We start from the raw sequence: 23,297 nt of genomic DNA on the forward strand, positions 1-23,297 counted from the left end.
TGATCGTGCAGAGCAGATGGACGTTAGTCAACTGATTTATTGGCAACTGCGTTGTCGCATGCGTAATAATTCTGTCGACAACAGCTAGCATCGGTGGGGTATGACACGATTCGATCGCAGTGAGCAGCGCCGCACGATCCTTGGTGGTGGCCAGTGGGTGTGGAGCCTGCTCTTTCTGGGATCGTTTGGGGCTGCCTTTGTCATGACCCTGGTTTATCCTTCACCCTCTGGCGCTCGAGAAGTAGGTGTCGTCGTCGCTGAGCTGGTGGCTGCACTGGATTGGTTCCTCATCGGTCAGCCGGTCTTCGTAGAGCTCAATCGATCGAAGACTCGCCTTTGGGTTTTGATCATCTCGCAGGTGATCGTTCTAGCAGTCTCGTCTGCGCTTAACCCAAATGCCGGCTATCTGCTGATGCCGGTTGCCGCCCTGGTGTATGCCACACTGCCACTATCGGCGTCGTTGCCAATCGTGGCGGCGATTGAGGGCATGGTTGGAATTCTCTCTCATGTCTTTGCCCGACCGGTGGTGTCGTATGTGGTGATCGCTGACTGGTTTGTCCCCACGTTTGTGGCGGGATCGTTCGCCGCCGTGTTTATCGCTCGACTGCTCGAACAGCAGGCAAATCTATCACAGAGTCTCGTAGAGCTCAGGCGGACTCAGGGAAGACTGTCCGATCTCTATCGGCAAATCGGAGAGAACAACGAACGTGAACGTCTGGCGGCGAGGATTCACGAGACGATCGCGCAGCAGCTTATCGGCATCCTGTTGATCGCGAGAGGAACTACCGATGGCTCGATCGATGCCGAGCTGATCGAGGAGGCCGCCCAAACGGCACTCGAGGCAGCCCGAGCCGTTATTCGTGAAGGTCAGCTTCCTGCAACGACGCTCGCGTCGGTCGCTGACGAGGTGGAGTTGCTTAAAGATAAGCTTCAGTCCAGTGGCGTGACCCTCATCGTCGATCGGTTCCCATCGACAGTATTTCCACTCGACGCGACGACCACAGAGTGCATGACCTTGATCCTGCGTGAGGTTGGCAACAATATCATTCGGCATTCGAAGGCACGTACGGCCCACTTGGACTTCATCGAAGAGGAGGGGTCGCTCATCGTCGTTGTCGAGGATGATGGGGTTGGATTTGACACGACGTCGACCGATCACCGTGACCACTTCGGTCTCCAACTCATGCGGCGCCGGGTTGAGCAGGTCTTTGGCGATTTCTCTATCGAGAGTAACCTCGAGGCTGGAACGCGCATTGAAGTGCGGTTACCTCGATGATCCGGGTAGTGATCGTCGACGATCACACGATCGTGCGACGTGGCCTTCTCGGCATTTTGGCCAAGGCCCCCGATTTCTCGATCGTTGGTGAGGCGGCTGGCATCGCCGAGGCAAAGCGGGTGATCGACCTGCAACACCCGGACGTTGTCTGCTGCGATCTCAAGCTCGCAGATGGTGATGGATCGAGTTTGGTCGCCTGGATACGGGATCGAACGCACGCGCGGGCGCTGGTGTTGACCACCTATGACGAACCTGCACTGGTGCGGTCCGCGCTTGGGGCCGGAGCTCGGGGATATCTGCTCAAGGATGTCGAGGAATCACTCCTCTTTGACGCGATCCGGAGGGTGGCATCCGGGCAGACCTATTATGCGACGGCGTTAAGCAAGGGCATCTCGCGGGATCTTGATGACGATCTCGTTCTCACCCAACGTGAGCTTGAGGTGTTGCGACTAGCCGCCTCGGGTATGACGAATACTGGAATTGGCCAAGCCCTCGGCATTGGGGAGCCGACGGTGAAAACCTACCTCTCTCGCATCTTTGCCAAACTGGGTGTGAGCACGAGGACCCAAGCGGTCGTCATGGCGATCGACCGCGGCTATCTCGACCGGAGTGTGATCTACCGCATTTAGGGACGGTTCTTATCGACAGACAGCCAGCACCAAAATCTCGGCCCCCTTCGGTCGGATGCGAGTGCGGGGTACCGGGACGGCCTCTGCGTTGGTGCTCGCTAGCTCCTGGTAACGCTCGTCGAACCATCCTCTCGGAGCAATCGGCGTTCCAGCGTACATAGTGGGGTTGATCGCTAGGGTGATGGCGATGCCTTGGCTCCGCGTTGCGCGTGGGTTGGGGTCGTAACCACAAAGGAGAAAGAGCCATGACTCGACCAAGTCAACCGGTGGCGCTGGTCACTGGAACCGCACAGGGTATCGGCAGAGCAATCGCGGATCAGCTTGAAGCCGATGGCCTTGTGGTGTTGCGAACCGATCGAGATGAGATGGATGTCACAGACGCGGAGTCGGTGCGGGCCTTTGTGGCCGGGGCGCCTCCCATCGACGTGTTGGTCAACAGCGCCGGCGGCGTTCTCGGTCAAGTTCATCAGCCCCTCGAGGATGTTACGGACGAGCAGTGGCAGGCGATCATCGATGTCAACCTCACTGGGACCTTTCACTGTGTACGCGCCGTTGTCCGGGGAATGAAGCAACGAGGTTGGGGAAGGATTGTGACGATCTCTTCAGGGGCCGGACGCAGTGTTTCGTTGACGGGTATCCAAGCGTATGCAAGCGCAAAGGCAGCCCAGATCAATTTCACTCGACAAATGGCTCACGAGCTCGGCCCCTATGGCATTACCGTCAACGCGATTGCCCCAGGTTTTGTCCTCTCGAATCCGACGACGGTGGCGCAGTGGGAGTCCTATGGCCCCCAAGGTCAGCAAAAGTTGGTGGAAGGCATTGCGCTACGGCGGCTCGGCGAGGCCAGCGACATCGCCAACGGCGTCGCCTTCTTTGTCTCTGAGCGAGCAAGCTGGATTACGGGTCAAACCCTCTCTATTGATGGTGGTAGTGCGCTGTTCTAACGTTGGAGGAAATCGAAGCGGCACCCTTGGCTCGTGGTGGTGCATTGCCTATGCACTCTCGACCATGCCTTGTCGAGGATGCCAGGGAACTTGCTCCAAGCGCAGGCTGGGTTGTGTCGCTACCGGGCAGCGGGTAGGGGCTACGAGGACGATTGGTCGGTCGTTGTTCATAAAAGTGCAAGGTATATGAAGGTTGGACAAATCAGTTCAGGTTCCGCGTAAGGTGGAGACAAGGAGGGGACGATGGACCACGATGTCACCGCAGCAATAACAAGCCTCAATGAGGAGTTTTTCACCCATAAGCATGAGCGCGATCCACTCACGGCAACTGAGCTTGGACTCCATGCCTTCGATCGGATGCTTCCTGATCTGACTCGAGATGGTGAACTCACCACCCTGGCGGGCTATCGATCGATCAAGAGTCGGATCGAAGGATTGCTCGAGGATGATGCGGCCAGACAACGATTGACCTTTGATGAACGGGTGAACCTCGAGGTGATGGATGCCCTGGCCCAGAGCGCGAGCACCGATCTCGAAGACGAGCTGTGGGCACGCAACATGTCCGCTGGTGGTTACGTGTCTCCGCAAGCTCGTATCTTTCAAACGGTACCGACCGCCTCACTGGCGAACGACGACGGCGTCGAGGCCTACCTCGAGCGACTGGCGCATTTGGGCGACCTGTTTGGGATCATTACTGAGCGCTACCGTCAGGCCGATCGCCAGGGACAGTTCTCGACGGCCGCCGGGGTGCGTCAGGCGATCTCTCAGCTCGATGGGCACCTTGGACTCGGTGATGCCCACGACAGCTTCATCAACGTTACCCTCCCTCCTGGACACGAGGGTCAACGTGAACGGATTCGCACTTTGGTGCGCGATACCGTCTGGCCGGCGATGGCAACGTTACGTGATTACCTGGCTGGTGATCCGCTGGCACATGCACGCCAAGATCACGAGGTCGGCCTCAATGCAATTGCAGGTGGCGAAGAGCTCTACGCACGAGCACTCGCGCGTCATACGACGACCGCGATGACACCCGAGGAGATCCATGAGCTCGGCCTTGGGACCCTTGCCAGGCTGGATGAGGAGTGGGCCGAGATTGGTGGGCGCGTCTTTGGGATTAGAGATCGGCGCGGTCTGTTCGAACGCCTGCGTTCGGATCCAGCCCTCCGTTTTGACAACGGACAACAGATCCTCGATGTGGTCGCGCGTGCGCTTGCGGTCGCGACGCGTGAGCAGCCCAAATGGTTCCCAGATCGTGATATTGCCGACTGTGTCATTGAAGAGATCTCCTCAGCCGAGGCCGACAATGCCGCCCTCGCCTATTACCGCGGACCATCTGATGACGGCTCACGCCCTGGTGCTCACTGTGTGTTGACGACCGCACCGACCGAACGGTTCCGATACGAATACGAGGCGTTGGCCTATCACGAGAGTGTGCCAGGCCATCATCTACAGATCGCGACCGCCCAGACCTTGCAGGAGCTCCCGGCCTTTCGCCGTTACCTTGATGCTGAAGTGAGCGCCTTCGTCGAGGGGTGGGGTCTCTATGCCGAGCGGCTCGCCGACGAGATGGGGATCTACAGCGATGACCTGGCCCGCCTTGGCATGCTGTCGTTCGATGCACTGCGAGCTAGCCGATGCGTCGTTGATACCGGGATGCATTACTACGGTTGGTCACGACAGCGCGCTGTTGAGTTCATGTTCGAAAACAGCGCGACGAACATGGCTAACGTCACGAACGAGATCGATCGCTACATCGGCTGGCCGGGACAGGCAACCGCCTATCTGGTCGGGCGTCGAGAAATTCGGCGACTGCGCCATGTGGCCGAACGAGCCCTCGGCGCCTCGTTCGACATCCGAGCCTTCCATGGGGTAGTCCTTGGACAGGGAGCGGTTCCCCTTGGAGTCCTTGGTTCGGTCATCGAGACTTGGATTCGCCAGATTAGCGAGGCATCGCAGCCTCGGTAGCGGCCCCGATCATCGCAGGATCAACGAGAACAGGACAGATTGACCCCGGCACCATCCATCCCTGTCGATCCACAATATCGGGCGTACGCGAGATCGATTGGTGCCATGTTGTGGTACGATCAACACGGTGGTGCGGCCTGAAAGCACCTCGCGTCCAAGGCCCGGGTGCGATCGAAGGCCTTATGATCACGGATGGCTCAGGACAGTCTCAATCTCTTGGGCCCAATCGAGCAGTGCCATATCGTGACCCGTGTCCGCAGCGAGCTGGATGCCGACGGGTAGCTTTGAGCCTGGGATCGGGAGGGTAATCGCCGGCTGACCGGTCAGGTTATAGACACGGGTCATAATCCCTTCGAGATAACCCTCGGGTGTGTCGACGGAGGGGTTCTGGCCAGGGGCCACCATGGGAGCAGTCGGGCCGATGATGCAATCGATCGTGTCAAAGACCTTCAATAGCTGCGCCGATCCCATTCGTTGCTCTTCGAGGGCGTGCTGGTATTCATCGTTGGTGATCGAGGCCGATTGGGTGAGCACCCGAGCGGTCTCCTCACCGAAGTGATCCGGATCGGTCGCAAGCAGTGGTCCGTGAATCTGGTAAGCCTCCCAGCCAATGATGGCTTCGAAGGCTTGGTCGAGACGATCAAAGAGTTCTGGCGCCAATTCAGTGAACTCGTAACCAGCTTGCTCCAATCGCGAAAGGGCGCGAGTGATGGCCTCACGGACGGTGGCATCTAGCAGGCCGGGTGCGAACTGCGTTGGAACCATCCCAAGGCGGGGTCGGCGTTGACCTGGGTGCGCTATGGGAGGCAAATCGGCCAGGGTCCGATAACCGAGCGCCGCGGTTGCGACATCGTGAGCCAGAATGCCAACGTGATCAAGTGTTGGCGAAAGGGGCGTGACGCCTCGGAGCGAGAGCTGCTGGTAGGTCGGTTTAAAACCGACGACGCCACAGTAATGAGCGGGAATCCGTACGGAACCTCCGGTGTCGGTGCCAAGTGCCATCTGAGCGGCCCCAACGGCAACGATGACCGCCGATCCTCCACTGGAGCCGCCGGCAACGAGCGCGGGCGCAACCGGATTGCGTGCCTCTGGAACCTGTGGGTGCGGCGACCCGAGCGCATACTCTAACAGCGAGGTGGTCGCAAAGACGTCGGCCCCAGCTTCGCGAAGCGCCGTGATCACCGGCGCCTCAACCGAGGACGGTGGTCCTGCCATATCGACTGGATTCCCGTTGCCGAGTGGAGTCCCAGCGACGGCGATGATGTCCTTGACGGCGACCTGGTAGCCATGGAGTGGACCCGATGATGATCGTCGCGGGGCTTCAAGGTAGTGGACGATTGCGTGCAGCGGCTCAGCGAAGCGATGGGCACGGTAGTAGGCGTTCACGAGGTCGAGATTGGCGACCTCGCAGGTTCGCTCGTTGCGCTCGATCGCTTGAATGAGGCGTCCGACGTGGGTTGTCAATGGTCCGGCGAGGTCGTGGAGAAGATCGGTCACCTCGGTCGGGCGCCGTCGTACCATCAGGTCACGATAGATCCCGCTATGGGACTTGGCGCTGGCAGCGTTGAAGGCTGCGAGACGCTCGAGTGATCCCTCGAGATCGTTGGGTTCGAAGCCGTCGAATCCCTCGACCTTGACGGGGGCCTGATCGAGAACCTCGCGTGCGATTGCGATCATCAGGTCGTGGTATCGCGGGTCCGAGAGCGACGCCGCGATCGATAGATCGGAGACTGCTCCGGCATAGAGCATGGCGCCATAAGCCTCCTTGCCCCAGAGGAAGCCGAGGATATTATCGGTACTCTTCGCGTACGGGAGCGCGGCGACGAGACGTTCGACACGGTCGGTGACCTCATGGCTGAGCGGTTCGCCGACATAGAAGGCGGCGATGTTGCCTTGACGAATGACGCCAGGCGCGATCAGGTCGGCCCCGATGTTGATAAACGCGGTGACGATCTGGGTTGGATCGACGAACTCCGAGAAGGTCGCAAATGTCAGCCCATTTTGGACCGTGAGCAAGATGCCGTCACTGCGCAAGTGGGGCGCGACCAGGGCTGCGGCTCTACGAGTGTGATGACTCTTCACGGCGACGAGCAGGTGCTCATGCGTGCCGGCCAACTCTTCGGCGTAGATGGCGTTGGGGTGCACGGTGAAGTTGGCAATCGGGCCCTCGATGGTAAGGCCATAGGCGCGAATGGCGTCGATGTGCGCATGATCTACATCGCACAGCGTGATTTCGTGGCCGGCCGCCGCCATGTGGGCACCGAGCATGCCACCGATAGCTCCGGCCCCGACGATTGTCATCTTCATTGCGTCATCTCCATTTCCTGTGGGTCGTTCGTGATCGTCGTCGTGTTAATCCAGGTCATCGCGCATTGAGTGTCGAGTTCGTGGGCTACTTGTCAACCGAGATGTGCCCAAGGTCTCACGGGTGATGGCCTGGTCCACATCGATGTTGTTGATCGTCCTCGACGGAGACTGGCACACCTGAGCATGGCACACCTGGGGATTGCATCCCTGGTGATCTGTGTCTACTTGGGTTGTGTTGACCCAAGCCGTGATCCACAGTTTATGAAAAGAAAGTAAATTTGTCAATTCAAGATGTACAAATGGTTACAGATCGTGCGAACATGCGCTAGGATCAGTCCAACTGAGCTGGGGTGCTCAGGGAACAGGGGGAACCGGGATATGCGTTCTAGTTGGATCAAGTTTGTGGCGGTCTCTGCGACGAGCGTGCTCTTGTTGGCGGCGTGTGGATCAACCAGCTCGAGTTCGTCGTCATCGTCCTCCTCCTCGTCGTCGACGACCAGGGTGAAGGGAGGCACTGCCTACTTTGCGGAGCAGCCGTTGTCGCCTCCGACCTACATCTTTCCACTCATGAATGGGGCGAACGAGTCCAACGTCAACCTCTATGAGTTTGACAACCTGATGTTTCGTAACCTGTACTTCTTCGGTAAGAATGGCAAGGCAGAGATCAACTATTCGCAGTCGCTTGCTGACGCCCCGGTCTATTCGAACAGCGACAAGACGGTGACGATTCAGCTCAAGGGGTGGAAGTGGTCCAACGGTGAGACGGTGGACGCGCGAGATCTGGTCTTTTGGATGAACCTGCTCAAGGCGAATACTAGTCAGTGGTTTGACTATGTCCCGGGGTACTTCCCGGATAACGTCGTTTCCTATAAAGCGACGGGGCCGTTGACCTTTGTCATGCAGCTCAATAAGTCCTATAGCCCGACCTGGTTTACCTACAATGAACTCTCTCAGCTTGTGCCGCTACCGTTGGCCTGGGACAAGACCTCGGCCTCAGCTCCGACACCGAGTGCCACTGACCCCAACGCCCCAGACCTGACTACGGCTGGAGCCCAGGCGGTATACAAGTTCTTGAACGCGGCCTCAACGTCGATTGCAACCTATGCGACCAATCCGCTCTGGCAAGTCGTCGATGGTCCGTGGCGGTTGAAGAGCTTTACGACCGAAGGAAGGGCGGTGTTCGTCCCGAACACCAAGTATTCTGGCTCGCCCAAGCCGACGCTGTCCCAGTTTGTTGAGCTGCCCTTTAGCTCTGACTCTGCCGAATTCAACGTCCTAAGTTCGAGTAACAGCATTAGTTATGGCTATCTGCCGGTGACCGACCTCCCCCAGAAGTCGCGGGTGGCAAGCGAAGGCTACAAATTTGCGCCGTGGCAGATCTTTGGCTTCAACTACATGCCGATCAACTTCAACAATCCGACTGTTGGTCCGATCTTTAAGCAGCTTTACGTCCGCCAGGCGCTGGAGGAGCTTGTCGACCAGCCCCAGTGGGTCTCCACCTTCTTGAAGGGTTATGGTACCCCGTCGTATTCGCCGGTTCCAACCGTACCACCCAACCCCTTCGATGACAGCGTCTCCAAGACCGTCCAGTATCCGTATTCGCCGACGAACGCAAAGAAGCTGTTGACCTCCCATGGCTGGAAGATGGTTGGCGGTGTCATGACCTGTGTCACGCCAGGAAGCGGCCCCAGTGATTGCGGATCTGGCGTCAAGAGTGGACAGACGATGAACTTCACCCTTAAGTACATTTCTGGGTTGAACTCTGTTACTGAAGAGATGACAGCCTTCCAGTCAGCCGCACTGCAAGCTGGCATCAAGATCAACCTCTCGCAAGCCCCGTTTGCCGGTGTGATCAGCTACTCGGCGGCGTGCACACCACAACAGGCAGCCTGTTCGTGGGAGATGGCCAACTGGGGCGGTGGTTGGAGTTACTCTCCAGATTACTACCCATCGGGTGAGACGCTCTTTGCAGCTGGAGCTGGCTCCAATGACGGAAGCTACAGCTCTTCGACGGCGAATACCTTGATTGCAGCTACCCTGACCTCCTCGGGTTCCCAAGCACAGACCGCCCTGGATAACTATCAGAACTACATGGCCAAGCAATTGCCGGTGATCTACCAGCCAGACACTGATGTCCAGCTCTCGGAGATCGCCTCCAACCTCCATGGGGCGACCCCACAGAGTCCTTATGAGTACATCACGCCTGAGGATTGGTACTTCACCAAGTAGAGCCGCGTTTCATCGGTCAGACGATCATTGGTTAGAGTTTTAAGTTGAGCATCTCGTGACGCCTCCGGGTCGACTGACCTGGGGGCGTCTGAGTGCAAAGGAAGGAGAAGGTAAACAGTGTTGATGATTGCGAGTGCCAATGGTGCCATCGGAATCGACGGTGTGTGGGCTGATGTTGAGGGCGGGCTTGACCCGGTTACAGCGGTGGAGCGAGCAGCGTGGTTTGTCGAGGACAACCTTGACGATCACAGCGTGGGGACTGGTGGTCTGCCAAACCTCGAGGGTGTAGTCGAGCTCGATGCCTCCATTATGGATGGGGACACGCGGCGTGCAGGTTGCGTGGCTGGACTTGCCGGGTATCGTCATCCCATCTCTGTCGCACGGGCGGTGATGGAGCGCTCGCCGCACGTTCTACTCGTTGGTGAAGGGGCGGCGAAGTTTGCCCACGAAGTGGGAGCCGAGGGAGCCGATCTCTTAACCGATTCGGCTCGAGCGACCTGGCAGCACGCGGTTGATCAACTTGATCCCAGCGAGGCACAGGATCCGCTCAAGAGAGTGATGGCACTGACGACCGACCCAGAGAAGGCCGCCGGCACGGTCAACTTTCTTTACTTGAATGATGACGGTTCGATGGCTTCGTCGGTCTCCACGAGCGGGTGGGCATGGAAGTGGCCGGGACGAGCAGGCGACTCGCCGGTGATCGGGGCGGGCAACTACTGTGATTCGCGCTACGGAGCTGCAGCCTGCACGGGCTTTGGTGAGCTCTCCCTCCGGGCGTCAACGGCACGCATGGTGGTACGCTACCTCGCCGAGGGGATGAGCCCCGAGGAGGCCGGAGTGACGGCGATCAGAGAGCTGGGCGAGTTCGTGGAGTCATCGAACAACTTCATCATGCATATCGTGATCTTGGCCGCCGATGGACGTCACGCAGCGGTTTCGACCAAGGCTGATGCGACGTATGCCGTCCGCGAGGCCGGGTGGGATCGGGCGAAGTCGATACCGCGCACCCACGTCCCGGCAGGCCAGTAGCGCTCTTTGGACCGGCTGTTAAAACGTTTGGTCGAGTTCAACGGCTGGGGTTGATCGGCAGCAGTGACCGTGGGCAGTGTGTCGTCGGTTACCGGCTCGACACGAGCCGAGCGAAACGGTTCTACGATCGGGTTTCGGAGCGATCCACGGTCCAGGAGTCGTGACCAGATATGAGATACTTGAGATATGAGATAGTAGAGAGGAGCATCAACGATGAAGGTATATATCAGTTTTGACATGGAGGGCATCTCTGGCATCGTGGACTGGGATCAATGCACCGGCAGCGGTCCTGCGGTGTCGATGGGTCAGGAGCTCACGCTGGCAGAGATCAACGCCGCAATCGACGGCGCGCTCACAGCGGGTGCCACTGAGTTCGTGGTCAACGATGCCCACTATCGGATGCAGAACCTGGATCCGAGACTGCTCCATGGCGATGCCACCTACATCTCGGGCGCTCATAAGCCGGGCTACATGATGGAAGGTCTGACCGCGGATTTTGACGTTATCTTCTTCGTCGGCTACCACGGCAGCATCTCCGGGGTGCCCTCGGTGATGTCGCATAGCTACAACCCCTCGGTCTTCACCGAACTGCGTGTTAACGATGTCGAAGTCGGAGAGAGTGGCGTCAATGCCCTCGTCGCGCTGGGCCACAAGGTTCCCATCGGCCTGATCAGCGGCGATCTCGCGACGGCGCAACAGGCGGCGCCCATCATGACCCAGGCGATTATGGTCCAGGTGAAGGACTCAATCACCCGGTTCGCGGCTTCAAATCTGCACCCACATCGGGCACACAAGCTTATTGCCGAAGCAGCCGAGCGCGCCGTTGAGACTGCGGCATCAATCGCCCTTCCCGCCATTGAACTTCCAGCGACCATCACCATGTCGTTTCAGACCGCCGATCAGGCGGAACTCGCCAGTTGGATTGGCGGCGTTGAACGCACGGGGGTGCGCTCCGCGGCAATTCAGGGACAGGATCCGTTGGCCCTCTATCGGGCGTTTGTTGGTGTCTGTTATCTGACGCGTCAAGCCCAGGGGAGGTAACCTTATGGAGCAGCGTCTTCTCACCAGTTCACTGCCAGCGATATCGCATCTCGAGATCCCCTACTTCGAGATCCATGGTGCCGGCGATGGGCCAACTCTGACGCTGGTGGCCGGGGTTCATGGGTGCGAGTACACCTCTCAGCAGGCGGTGAGAAGTTTTATGAAGAGTATCGACCCCGAGAGGCTTGCTGGCCGGATCAGAGCGGTGCCGACGCTCAACTTGGATTCGTTCTATGAGCGCAGTCCATTCGTCTCACCCCGGGATCAGAAGAACCTCAACCGATGCTTCCCTGGCGACCCGAATGGGAGCTACTCCGATGCCCTCGCCTTCTTCGTTACCGAGGAGCTCATCAAGGGATCAGATTACTTCATCGACCTGCACGCCGGTGACATGGTCGAGGACCTGTTCCGCTTCACTATCTATGATGACTCGCCCGTCCAGGACGCCTCCAGAGCGTTGGCCCAGGCTTATGGCTTTCCCTTCTCCATCCATCAACCGACCGTCGACCCCGCGGTCACCGGCGCGACCTCACAGATTGCTGGAGGGCTCAACGTGCCCTCGATTATCGCCGAGTCGGGTGGGCGTGGGCTGGTCGAGACCGAAGCCATCGAGCACCACCTTCGTGGTCTGGCGCGCACCGTTGCCTACCTAAAGATGTATGAGCCAAGTGAGCCGATCGAGGCCGATCTGCCGGTTCGTCACCTGCATCGGTTCGTCTGGCTGCGATCGCGGCAGGCGGGGTGGTGGGAGCCGCGCGTCAAGGTTGGGCAAGATCTTGATGCTGGAGATGTGGTAGGAACGGTGAGTGACCTCTTCGGTGAGGTCCAGGAGGAGATCGTGACGCCGGTGGATGGCGTGGCGGTGTTTTTGACCTCGTCGCCCGCGATGAAGGCTGATGGATTGGTGATAGGGATCGGAGCCGACGAAGAGCGCTGATGGCGCCATCACCGTAGGCCGAATGTGCGACCTGCGCAGTAGCCCCTGATGAGACCTGTGCCAAATGGTCGGGCGCGGTCGTCGACCGTCGCTACCGCGTCGTTGACGTTCCAACGCAAGCGCCCTGCATAAGTCCAAGGCGTTTAAGGCATTTGGCCGCACATAGGCTTTTCGGCTTTGCCACCAAGGTTGGTGTGATCGCAAGAAGATGTGCTCCGGCAATTGACTCGTTCTGGTGTACACGTCGTGCCCGATAAGAGCTTTCTTCCCACAGCTTCCGTGGTTGGTGGTCCCTTCTCATCCCCGGTTGCTGGTATGGACTTGACCGCTTCATGGCCCGCTCCCGATTGCCATCGGCCGAGACTAGCGACCATCTCACGAAATGTTAAGAAATTAACAACTTATGAAATAAGTGAGGAAAATGTTGTGGAGAGCCTGGGTGGACCGTGTAAGGTTCTCTGTAACACGACCGGTTGGGGGTCAGGACTAAGGGGGAATAGCACATGCGAAGCACAGTACGGCGCAAGGCCATCGCGATGATCGGGATAACCGCGTCAGCGGCAATGGTGCTCGCGGCGTGTGGGTCGACATCATCGTCAACCGCGAAGTCGAGTTCGAGCACGAGCGGTGGAGTGGCCTATTACGCTGAGGCGGCTGGTGCTAACCCCAACTATATCTTTCCACTCACCTCGGGAGCGGACTTCTCAATCGCGAATCTTGCACAGTTCCAGATTCTGATGTATCGGCCGCTGTACTTCTTTGGCAACGGCAATAAGGCAGAGATCAACTATGACCTCTCGATTGGTAATGCTCCGGTGTACTCGAACAACGATAAGACGGTCACCATCACACTCAAGAAGTATCAGTGGTCAAACGGCGAACCTGTCACCTCACGGGACGTGATCTTCTGGATGAACCTTCTAAAGGCCAACAAGACCGATTATGGTGCCTATGTACCTGGTGATTTTCCAGACAATGTCGTGTCCTACTCAGCACCAAACTCTTCGACGGTGGTCTTCGACCTCAATCAATCGTACAACCCTACTTGGTTCACCTACAACGAGTTGAGTCAGATCACCCCACTGCCATTGGCATGGGATAAGACTTCGATCTCTGGCCCAACCCCGAGTGCAACCTCGACAACCGCGCCTGATCTCACGACCGCTGGCGCACAAGAGGTGTACAAGTTTCTGAACTCACAAGCTGGGGATCTCTCGACCTATGCCACAAGCCCGATCTGGTCGGTGGTCGATGGCCCATGGAAGCTATCGAGCTTTACGACGGCAGGCAAAGCGGTCTTTGTTCCAAATACTAAATACTCAGGACCGGTCAAGGCGAAGTTGGCACAGTTCGTGGAACTACCGTTCACGTCGTCGTCTGCCGAGTTCAACGTCCTTCGAGCCGGTAACAATGCCATCACCTATGGTTATCTCCCGAACACGGATGTCACCCAGAAGTCCTATGTGGAGTCTCTCGGGTACAAGATCGAGCCGTGGATAGAATTTGGATTCTCCTACTGGAACATGAACTTTAACAACCCTACTTTTGGACCGCTCTTTAAGCAACTTTACTTCCGCCAAGCGCTGCAACACCTGGTGGATCAACCTGCCTGGATCAAGAATTTCTTAAAGGGTTATGCGGTGCCGAACTACTCACCGGTCCCGGTTGTGCCGAGCAATCCATTTGCCGATGCTACATCGAGAACGGATCTTTATCCATACTCTATCTCAGCTGCGAAGAACCTCCTTGTCGCCCATGGTTTCAAGATGGTCAATGGCGTCATGACCTGTGAAAGCCCAGGCAGCGCGGCGACTGAGTGTGGTCATGGAGTGCCGAGAGGGCTCGCCCTCACGATCAACCTCGAATACTATTCAGGAGACAACTCGTTGACTGAAGAGATGACCGCCTACGCGTCGGCTGCGAAGCAAGCTGGTATCAATATCGTGTTGACGTCGGCCAATGGCAACACTGTCTTTGCTGATGAGGCCCCATGCACGCCGTCTCAGGCGGCCTGTAAATGGCAGATGATTTTGGCAGGTACCTGGGAGTATAGCCCCGACAACTACCCGACCGGGGGGGAGCTGTTCGCAACGGGTGCAGGGTCGAATTACGGCAACTACGATAGCTCAACAGCAAATGCGCTGATTGCTGCGACGCATACGTCGTCGGATCCGGCGGCGGCGTTGGATGCCTACCAAAACTACATGGCCAAGCAACTGCCCGATATCTATCGCCCATTGCCGGATGCTGGCATATCGGCCATCGCGAGCAAACTCGCTGGTGTTGTCCAGAATCCGTACTTGAATCTCACGCCTGAGGATTGGTACTTCACCAAGTGAGCATTGATGCAGTGGGGTGGCGACTAGGGGGAGTGATGCATTCATCCGAGTGTCGCGATTGATGTGGAGTCGAGGGAAGCGGGATAAGTTCCAGGTCCGCATCAATGGCTCCTCGTGTCGGGTCAACGCCAGAGATTCTGATCCCGGCAAGTGTAGAGCCCCGTAAGCACCGAGCCCCCGCGAGCACCGAGTGTCGTGGGATCAATGGACGCTGGCCGATTTTGGATGCTCTGATCGCCAGGGGATCGTGAGACTCGACGTCGAAGCGGGTGGGCGCCTAGCGCCAACAAGTGCTAGAGGTTTGTATTGCAGTATCGAGAGGAGATCCCAGTAGCTGTGGTCGCTCTGAGTGGAGCTCATGTCGTGCTGGAGCAACGGGTGCCAACGTCGAGGCCGATGTCGTGGTCGTCTGTGCCTACTCTTAGCAATGCCTGACGCTGCGCTTGGCGGATCGATTCCTTCGCCAACCAGCCGGTTGCTCGTGCTCTACCTGGTGGAGACGGTCTCAGTGCTTGTGAGACGGTTTACGAGAGATAAAGTCGGGTGGCAGGAGTTTGCTTGCAAGGAGGTCTGCTTTCGCCCAGACTGGCTGGATGCTGGTGGCGATTGCTGTCGTCTTTGCCTCGCAGGCGGGCACCATTGGCAGGAATTGTCCGATTAGTGGGTGATGGCTGCGAGGGAGACCAAGCTGTTGGCTTCTCATCTGCAGATGGGCTGTTGATAAGGGTACCAACCTCGATCACGGTCCCGACGTGCGGCGATAGGATGCAGCGAAGTGACATCAAACCGATCGTTGGCGATCCGTCGGGGGTCCACTCGCTGGCGTGGATCGTGTTCTTCGGCGCAATTCGGTAGCCGAGAGCGGTGATGCTTAGGCGGTGACGGTCGAGCAATCCCCTGAGATCTGGAAGCCAAAGGTCGTACTCGCTCCTGGCGCAAGCGTTCCGTTGTAGCTCACGTTAGAAACCGTGGCCCCGGTCACAGAGGGAGTCGAATTTGCATTCCAGATGTTCACGACGCTGTCGCCACTTCCCAGCACCAGCCCTACCTGCCAGGCCGAGACCGTCTCGCCGGATTTGTTGGTGACGGTCCCAGACATGTTGCAACCGTTATACCAGCTTGTCGAGGTCGACAACGTGAGTGCGAGGTTGGACGAACCGCTTGTGCCGGTACTCGTGGTAGGAGGTGGGGATGTCGGCGATGTCGGATTCGTGGGTGTGGTGGCTGGTATTGCGCCGAAGATGGATGCGAACTGATACGGGGTCTGTGTGGTACCGGAACAATAGTTGGAGTCAACGTCGGCATCGTCGGCACAGGCAACATCTCGATGGAGTTCCCAGTAGGAGAGGCGTCCGATGTCGTGTGACTCGGCGAATTGGGCAAGCTGGTCGGCATTTTGTGTGGTGAAGATCTCGCCGCTCAAGTCGTTTTGCCCGATCATCGGCGTGATTCCGATCATCGACCACAGCTGGTTACTTGAGCGGTTGGGATACAGCTTGGCGAGCTGAGCCTCGGTCGATTCTCCGGCATCGATGGCGTAGGTCCCCATATCACTTGGGTCAGGAGCGTTGGCCGCACCGTAATCCATCGCCATGACGTTGACGACGCTCACCTTAACACCATTAGTGATCGCTGATTGGAGCAGCGCCAGCGAGTTGGCAAGAAGGCCAGTTGGCAGGACTGGGAGCGTATAGGAGATGGTCACTGGGTGACCCAAGGCAGCCTCGTTGGTTTGGAGGAGGGCGAGCGCCTGATTGCGTCGGTTGTTGGCCGCGGTGTTGTTGAGTTGCGTGCCCTCGATGTCAAAGTCCAGCGAGTAGACGTGGTAGCGTTCGACGACCTCCTGGTAAGCGTTCTCTAACGTTGAGACCGAACTACACACGGAGGCGAGTTCGTTGTTGATCTCTCCCCCAAACGAGATGATAGGCTGGCCGCCAGCGGCCGCAAAGCTTGCGATCTCGTTCTGAAACTCTCCGTTGTTAGTGCCGACAGGGAAGTAGTTACCCCATGAGGGGACGCAGCTCGTTCCCTCGGCGACGATAAAGGCGAGAGTCGCTGACTTGATACCGGCTTGGTTGGCGAGCGAGGCAAGGTTGCCGACCGGTGGAAGTGTCATGTCGACGTAGGGGGCAAACGGAACAGTTGGTGCAACCGTGTCTGCGGTGAGATCTAGGTGATGGCCCGAGGCAGGTACGTCCAAGTAGCCGTGGCCCACGAGGGCGACCGACGCCGTCATCGCGAGGCTGAGGAGGGCACGAAGACCCCATGTTGTTGACCGGCTTCTGCTCATCATGACCCCTTTGAGCTGGCGCTCATTTGTAACCCCTAGCCACCTGCGCCGAGGCTAGCATCTGGGCGAGGTGGTTCAGGCTGTTCTTGTCCTACATCCTTTTTTAGGAGTGTCGTCGCCCGAGGGCTGGTACTTGAGGTGGAACTATGGAACAAAGGCCCGAATGGCAAGATGGCCTGCATCGTGCCCTCGGTTGCGCGGGAGCTATCCTTTGGCGAATTCTGGATGGACGAGCTTGTCTCGCGTTATTACAGTTCGGTATTGCCCAGTTGAGTATTGCTCAGTTGAGTGCTGGTTCTCCGGGCAGTGTGAAGAGCGGCTTCCACGGAGAGGAGGTTGGGTTTGACAGCGCCAGGGTCGGGTTGTCGCCCTGGTTGTAGTACTTTGCCTGGTAGCCCTCCCCCCCAATTTCGACGTTCGTGCCGGCATTGTAGGTCTGTTTGGCGCTCCATGCAGGATAGGTTCCTGGTGCCAACTTTTTCAAAACGGGTGCGTGGTCGGTTTTGAGGACTGGTCCGACGAGGAGCCACGGCGTCTGGTAGCTGTACTGGTAGGTCTGTGTCGGTTGGGTCCCCTGGTTGTAGTATTTGGCTTCGTAGACATAGCCATTCCAGACCACTTTGTAGTGCTCCGGGTACGGAAAGTTTGGTTGCCAAATCGGATAAGGCGCGTTGGCAGGATTGGTGGAGATGTCGTTGGGTGCGAGAATGACCTGGTGCTGGCTGGTGATGGAACCAGGCAGCAAGTGGCTGAATATATTCGAGAACTCAAGGTCAGTCTGGCTCGTGCCACTGCAGGTGTTTGAGTAGATCTCCTGGTTGCCAAAGGTAGTCGGACAAGGGGCGTCCCGATTAAGGGACCACATGGAGAGTCGACGCAGCGAATAACTGAGCGCGAACTTGGCTAAGGAGCGCGCGTCCGATGTCGTGAACACCTCGCCGAAGTCGTTGTTTTGACCTATTTCGACGGTGGCCCCCATCCTGTTAAAGATCTGCTTGCTGGTGAGGTGTAGGCCGTGATGGAGGAATGCTTGCCCAAGTTGGACTTCCGCGGCCTTGAGCGATGCCTCAACGGTGTCCGCCATATTCTCGCTGGGCACGCCGAAATCCATGGTCATAACGTTGACACCAGCGAGACGGACCCTGTTGGTGAGCATGGTGCGCAGCACGCCAAGTGCGTTCTGCTGGAGCCCATCGGTGGCCACCGGGAGCGTCAACCAAACCTGCAGGTGGGGGTACTGGGCCTCGAGCAACCGAAGAGCCTTGGCTCTGCGAGTCATCGCGGTGAAATTATTCAACGCAGAGCCCTCGGTGTCCAGATCGATCGCTGAGACGTGGTAGGTGGAGATCACCGCTGCGTAGGCTGAGGCGAGTGCACGTGGACTCGAGCATACGGTCGAGAGGTGTCGACCTCGCTGACCCCCAAAGGAGATGATGATCGATCCTCCAAGGTTCTGATACTCGACCAGTCTTCTCGCGAGGTTCAACTGGGACTCCGCTGCACTGAGCGTGTAGTAACCACCCCAGCTGGGTGTACATGCCCCCGACGGAGGAGCGGTGACAAAGCCGAGGACGGTCTGTTTGGCGACGTTGTCGCCTGTGTCTTGAAATTGATAGGTTGGGGTGAGCGTCGTATCGACGTAGGGGGCAAAGAACTCTGGCTTGACGCTCACGGAGCTGGCGATGACGTTTTGAACCTGCCTCGTGGCGAAGTAACCGAGGCCGGCGAGCATGATGATCGCCATCAGGATCCTTAGTGGAGAGTAGTACGATAGTCGTGCACCCAAGGAGCGCCGCGTTGGGACCCCGCCATCATCGTTTCCGAACTCGTGCGACTTGACGATGTCCGCGACGGTGATGAGAGGAGTTGCGGGCGAGTTGGAGGGTTCATCGTTGGTCATCGTTGGTCCTATCTCGAAACATGAAGACTGTCCGATCCGTCAACTTTTTGTTAACTTCAGTCCTCTTGGTGTTCGAACCAAAGCTGGGTGAACTTGATCGCAATATCGACAAACCTGGTGGTACTTGTCGCGATTCATTGGGATTGACTTCACCCATGGATGATTCCTGCCGATGTCATGACTGGTATCGGGAAGCATGACAACGAGGCAAGGCCTTGGCGTGCATGCGTAGTGAAATGGTAGCCCGAGTCGGTGCTCCCAGGTTTTCACCGACGGTGTCGTGCTTGGAGGCGCTGTGGAGATTGCAAGGAAGAATAGGACGCTGATGGCCCGAACAACCAGTCAACCTCAGGTCAATCGAATGAAACGGCAGATCGGGTCGGACCGGATGCGTCAGCCACTTCCGCCGGTTCCAAGAGGTATTACCGAGCGCCGGGTCATTCTTGCACGCTTGGCGATCGTTATTACGATCGTTGGTTGGATCACGTACTTGATCTACTGGTTCAGCTCACAATTCTTGAACCAAGAGGCGTATACGCTCCAGCAGAAATTCCTCGCGATCGTCTATCTCGCGATGGTGACGCTGTTGATCTTCGCCTCGGTGGCCTATCTCACCAGTCGCCTTGGCTACCTCTATCGTGTTCGTCAGCATCGCAGGATCCCAAGGGCAGTCATCGACCAGTTCTTCGATACGAAGCAACCCACGCTCACCGCGATCGTGCCCTCGTACCGGGAGGAGACGCGGGTGATCCGATCAACCCTGCTTTCGGTCGCCTTGCAGGAGTACCCAGACATCGAGATCGTGCTCTTGATCGATGATCCACCGGAGCCGACCGATGACCACAACCGCGCCTTGCTCCAAGGTGCCCGGGAGCTTCCCGGGGATCTTGAGCGGCTACTGGCATACCCGCGAGCGCATCTTCTCGCTGCGCAAGCTGACTTCGAGCGCGGTTTCGCCAACCAATCGAACCTCGACTCTGAGGGGATGATCCGTCTTGGTGAGAACTATGATTTTGCCGTCTCGTGGTTGGAGCTCCAGGCCAGTTCGCTTCCGATCGAGGACCACACCGACGTCTTTTTAAAACAGCAGGTCTTTGAGCGACTTGCCGCTGACTTCTCGATGATGGCCGTGGCTCTGCGCGAGGCGGCGCAATCGGGTGACTACCTCAGTATCGATCGAGCGCGCCAGCTCTATGCCCGGCTCGTCAACACCTTCACCGCGCGGTTGACGAGCTTTGAACGCAAGCGCTATGTCTCCTTGTCACATGAGGCAAACAAGGCGATGAACCTGAATTCGTACCTTGGCCTCATGGGGGGAGCCTACTGTGACGTCGTGACCCTCTCGGGAAGAACCTTGGTGCCGACCGAGCAGGAGCAGGCCGACCTCGTGATTCGTGATCCCGATTACGTCTTGACCCTCGACGCTGACAGCACGTTGTTGCCAGAGTATTGCCTGCGCCTCGTCCACCTCTTGGAACAGGACGAGTTCGCCGACGTCGGGGTCACCCAAACTCCCTACAGTGCCTACCCGGGGGCCGGTACCCGCCTGGAGCGCATCGCCGGTGCTACCACCGACATCCAGCACATCGTCCACCAAGGTTTGACGAACTATTCAGCTTCGTTCTGGGTTGGCGCGAACGCCGTCATTCGTAAGACCGCGCTCGAGGCCGTCGAGAGCGTCACCTACGAAGGTGGCTATCCGATCCGGCGTTACGTCAGCGACCGAACGGCAATCGAGGATACCGAGTCGTCGATCGATCTGGTCTCGGCGGGTTGGAAGATCTATAACTATCCCGAGCGCCTCAGCTATTCGGCGACACCGCCGGACTTTGGTTCTTTGGCGATTCAGCGTAGGCGTTGGGCTGACGGTGGCTTGTTGATCCTTCCCAAGCTTCGACGACGTTTCAAGGGAACCGCGAGGAAGAATGTCGACCATCGGTTCGGTGAGTTCGCCCTTCGAACGAACTATCTCGCCTCGATCACCTGGACCTCTGTGGCGTTGGTGATCCTGTTGATCTTTCCGTTCGCTAACCAGCTTGTGAGCCCGTATCTTGCTCTCCTGGCCCTCCCGTACTTCTGGGCGATGTCGACTGACTTAAAGTACAGCGGATATCGGCGCCTCGACATTCTTCGCATCTATGGATTTAACCTGATTCTCATCCCGGTCAACCTGGCCGGCACCGCGAGTTCGCTCGTGCAGGCCTTGACCGGGGAGCACGGCAGTTTTATGAGAACCCCAAAGGTCAAGAGCCGAACGGTAGCTCCGTTCTTGTTCGTGGTTGCCCCGTACGTGCTGATTGCCCTCACCATCTACACACTCATCCATGATTATTACAGCGCGCTTTGGAACAACGCCGTCTTCGCGATCATCAACCTCGTGCTGGCAAGCTACGCCGTCGTCGCCTATATCGGTATCCGTCATAGCATCCAGGACATCTTTGTCCAGATCCGGCCGATCTTTGCGAGGCGTCAACGTCGCAAGAAGGAGCTCGTTGGGGTGGTCCCATCGGAGTTGATCATCGAGCCAAGGGTCGCCGATTGGGAGTCGGTCCTCTACTATGGCCCATCGGAATATCTGCTTGACACCCAAGAGCCATCGGTGAAGGGCCGAGAGAAGGTACCATCGGCGAGGCTATCGCCGGGTACCCCGCGACAGATCAAACGGAGCCTGCGACGCTCCGACGCCGTCGCGCATCCCGCAGGTGACCACAAGATTAAGACCTTTGTGCAGCCAGTCTTGGATTTGGAGAGCGGAGTCGTCGTTGGATACGAGATTCTGAACCGGATCAACGGCGCATCGCCAGTCCCCTATCTTGCTGGTCTTGATGCCAAAACTGCCCTGGCGGTGGAGGGGGCGATGCTCGCGAACTCGTTGGGGGCTCTTGAGAAACTACCGTCTGAGTTGTGGATCAGTGTGAACGTGAGTCATCGCTTCTTGATCGAGGGAGATACCAACCAGCTCATTCGGTTGAAAAATCGTCATGGGGAGGTGTTCTTCGAAATTTCGGGACGTCGTGGCAGCGAGTCGGATTCCATGGCATCGCTTGCACAGCTCATGCGACACTTTCCCGTCGGGTTGCAGGTGGCGATCGACGACACCGTTCCAGAATACAACTCGTTGCAGTTGTTCTCGAGTATTCGACCCCAGATGATCAAGATCGATCGATCTTGGGTCAAGGACATCGATCGAACGCGGGTCCACCAGTCGCTCACCGAGGTGACGGTGCGATTTGCTGCCCAGAGCGCAGCGCTCGTCATCGCGGAGGGTATCGAGACCGAACGAGAGCTCGACACGCTCAAGTGGCTCGGCATTCGCTTTGGCCAAGGGTATCTTTTTGCCAAGCCGCTACCCCTTGATGAGTTTGTGCTGTCCTCGGACGTGCCAGCCGCGACGGGGTCAGACAACAACTCATCTGGTGCTGCCTAGCTGTTAGTGCGGATGGAGACCTCTTATTGTGGCTGGCCAGTGTGAGAGAGGGACGTGCCGCGCGAGGTCCAAAGGCGCGTTCATGGTCTATTTTGGCCGATGGCCAAAGATTGCGCGAGCCGGGTAAGCGTATACATCCCCGCTGAACCTGGTGAGCAGCGAGACAACGAATGAGATTGAGGTGAAAGCCAGTGAGAAGCACGAGCGAGCGCTGGATGAGCAGCTCTTTGCACGGGTAGCTCACTGTTGTGCTCGCGTCGAGTTTCGCATGGATCCAATATGAGGGAACGAGGTCCGAGAACGCGACGGTGAGGGCTGCAGCAGTTGGCTAACACACCTACCATAATGACTGTTAATGAACCTACGTGAGTGGGCGCTGTCCCAGGGCACACACCCTCAAACGGCGTATAGGTGGTATGGAACGGGCAAGATGCCTGTGCCGACTCATCGCGCAGGTAATAAACTGATCCTTGTTGGAGATCTGGAGTCATCATCAGAGAAGCACGGTTCCACCGTTAAATATGCTCGGGTATCCTCGTCTGACCAGAAGTCAGACGTAGACCGGCAAGTAGCTCGGGTATTGACCTGGGCTACTGAGAACGGATACAAGATCGATAAGATAGTGACCGAGATAGGTTCAGCTCTCAATGGCCCTAGGTCTCAGTATCAGTGTGTGCGAGGTTTAAAAAATAAATCAATGAGGGCGAGAAGGCAGAGATGTTGAGATGGCTACCTACGATGAAACAGGCAAGAACAAAACAACCCAAGAGGTGATGGTCCCACCCAAAGCAACGAGACGGGTACTCTCTGCGAGCTACAAGGCGAGGATCATCAAGGCCTACGACTCCAGCCCTAAGGGGCAAAAGGGTGCGCTCTTGCGCAGAGAGGGACTCTTCTCGTCTCAGATCACTTAAGTGGAGACGGATAATAGAGGCGCAGAGCACCGAGGCGCTCTCGCGTAAACGCGGACCAAAGGCCAAT

The 23,297-nt window shown here is 57.7% G+C and carries 15 protein-coding genes; 11 read left to right on the forward strand and 4 right to left on the reverse strand.

Annotated features, from left to right (window positions below):
- The first annotated feature begins 100 nt into the window (after window positions 1-100).
- Window positions 101-1,276 (forward strand): hypothetical protein, encoded by a 1,176-nt coding sequence (locus MP439_04015; protein MCI2975227.1) that lies wholly within the window; start codon window positions 101-103, stop codon window positions 1,274-1,276.
- Entirely contained in the window at window positions 1,273-1,905 is a 633-nt protein-coding gene (locus tag MP439_04020) for a response regulator transcription factor (protein MCI2975228.1), read from the forward strand. Before MP439_04015 ends, MP439_04020 begins: the two co-directional genes overlap by 4 nt.
- A 9-nt stretch (window positions 1,906-1,914) precedes the next feature.
- On the opposite strand, the gene MP439_04025 is transcribed toward MP439_04020, so the two are convergent.
- Window positions 1,915-2,163: a hypothetical protein gene (locus tag MP439_04025; protein ID MCI2975229.1), complete on the reverse strand. Its 249-nt coding sequence runs from the start codon at window positions 2,161-2,163 to the stop codon at window positions 1,915-1,917.
- On the opposite strand from MP439_04025, the gene MP439_04030 reads away from it, so the two are divergent.
- Window positions 2,151-2,849: an SDR family oxidoreductase gene (locus tag MP439_04030; GenBank protein ID MCI2975230.1), complete on the forward strand. Its 699-nt coding sequence runs from the start codon at window positions 2,151-2,153 to the stop codon at window positions 2,847-2,849. The genes MP439_04025 and MP439_04030 overlap by 13 nt on opposite strands.
- A 243-nt stretch (window positions 2,850-3,092) precedes the next feature.
- Window positions 3,093-4,817: a DUF885 domain-containing protein gene (locus tag MP439_04035; protein MCI2975231.1), complete on the forward strand. Its 1,725-nt coding sequence runs from the start codon at window positions 3,093-3,095 to the stop codon at window positions 4,815-4,817.
- Between the two features lie 186 nt (window positions 4,818-5,003).
- Here MP439_04035 and MP439_04040 read toward each other — a convergent pair whose 3' ends face one another.
- Window positions 5,004-7,124, reverse strand: coding sequence for an amidase family protein (locus MP439_04040; GenBank protein ID MCI2975232.1), 2,121 nt, complete (start codon window positions 7,122-7,124; stop codon window positions 5,004-5,006).
- 378 nt (window positions 7,125-7,502) lie between these two features.
- On the opposite strand from MP439_04040, the gene MP439_04045 reads away from it, so the two are divergent.
- The 5 genes from MP439_04045 (at window position 7,503) to MP439_04065 (ending at window position 14,699) form a co-directional block, all read left to right on the forward strand.
- On the forward strand, window positions 7,503-9,353 hold the full coding sequence (locus tag MP439_04045) for an ABC transporter substrate-binding protein (GenBank protein ID MCI2975233.1): 1,851 nt from the start codon (window positions 7,503-7,505) through the stop codon (window positions 9,351-9,353).
- Between the two features lie 123 nt (window positions 9,354-9,476).
- Window positions 9,477-10,382 (forward strand): isoaspartyl peptidase/L-asparaginase, encoded by a 906-nt coding sequence (locus tag MP439_04050; GenBank protein ID MCI2975234.1) that lies wholly within the window; start codon window positions 9,477-9,479, stop codon window positions 10,380-10,382.
- 213 nt (window positions 10,383-10,595) lie between these two features.
- Window positions 10,596-11,423 carry a M55 family metallopeptidase gene (locus MP439_04055; GenBank protein ID MCI2975235.1) on the forward strand — a complete coding sequence of 276 codons (828 nt, stop codon included), beginning with the start codon at window positions 10,596-10,598 and terminating at the stop codon, window positions 11,421-11,423.
- A 4-nt stretch (window positions 11,424-11,427) separates the two neighbouring features.
- Window positions 11,428-12,360, forward strand: coding sequence for a succinylglutamate desuccinylase/aspartoacylase family protein (locus MP439_04060; protein ID MCI2975236.1), 933 nt, complete (start codon window positions 11,428-11,430; stop codon window positions 12,358-12,360).
- Between the two features lie 503 nt (window positions 12,361-12,863).
- Complete coding sequence (locus tag MP439_04065) at window positions 12,864-14,699, forward strand: ABC transporter substrate-binding protein (protein MCI2975237.1); 1,836 nt, start codon at window positions 12,864-12,866, stop codon at window positions 14,697-14,699.
- An 871-nt stretch (window positions 14,700-15,570) separates the two neighbouring features.
- On the opposite strand, the gene MP439_04070 is transcribed toward MP439_04065, so the two are convergent.
- Both MP439_04070 and MP439_04075 read right to left on the reverse strand, forming a co-directional pair.
- Window positions 15,571-16,989 (reverse strand): cellulose binding domain-containing protein, encoded by a 1,419-nt coding sequence (locus tag MP439_04070; GenBank protein MCI2975238.1) that lies wholly within the window; start codon window positions 16,987-16,989, stop codon window positions 15,571-15,573.
- Between the two features lie 280 nt (window positions 16,990-17,269).
- Window positions 17,270-18,889: a glycosyl hydrolase family 18 protein gene (locus tag MP439_04075; protein MCI2975239.1), complete on the reverse strand. Its 1,620-nt coding sequence runs from the start codon at window positions 18,887-18,889 to the stop codon at window positions 17,270-17,272.
- Window positions 18,890-19,250: 361 nt separating this feature from the next.
- Here MP439_04075 and MP439_04080 point away from each other — a divergent pair, with 361 nt between their 5' ends.
- A complete protein-coding gene (locus MP439_04080; protein ID MCI2975240.1) occupies window positions 19,251-22,316 on the forward strand; it encodes an EAL domain-containing protein in 3,066 nt (1,021 codons plus the stop codon).
- Window positions 22,317-23,041: 725 nt separating this feature from the next.
- A complete protein-coding gene (locus MP439_04085) occupies window positions 23,042-23,230 on the forward strand; it encodes a hypothetical protein (GenBank protein ID MCI2975241.1) in 189 nt (62 codons plus the stop codon).
- Window positions 23,231-23,297: the final 67 nt, after the last annotated feature.

Source organism: Ferrimicrobium sp., from assembly GCA_022690815.1.
GTDB lineage: Bacteria > Actinomycetota > Acidimicrobiia > Acidimicrobiales > Acidimicrobiaceae > Ferrimicrobium.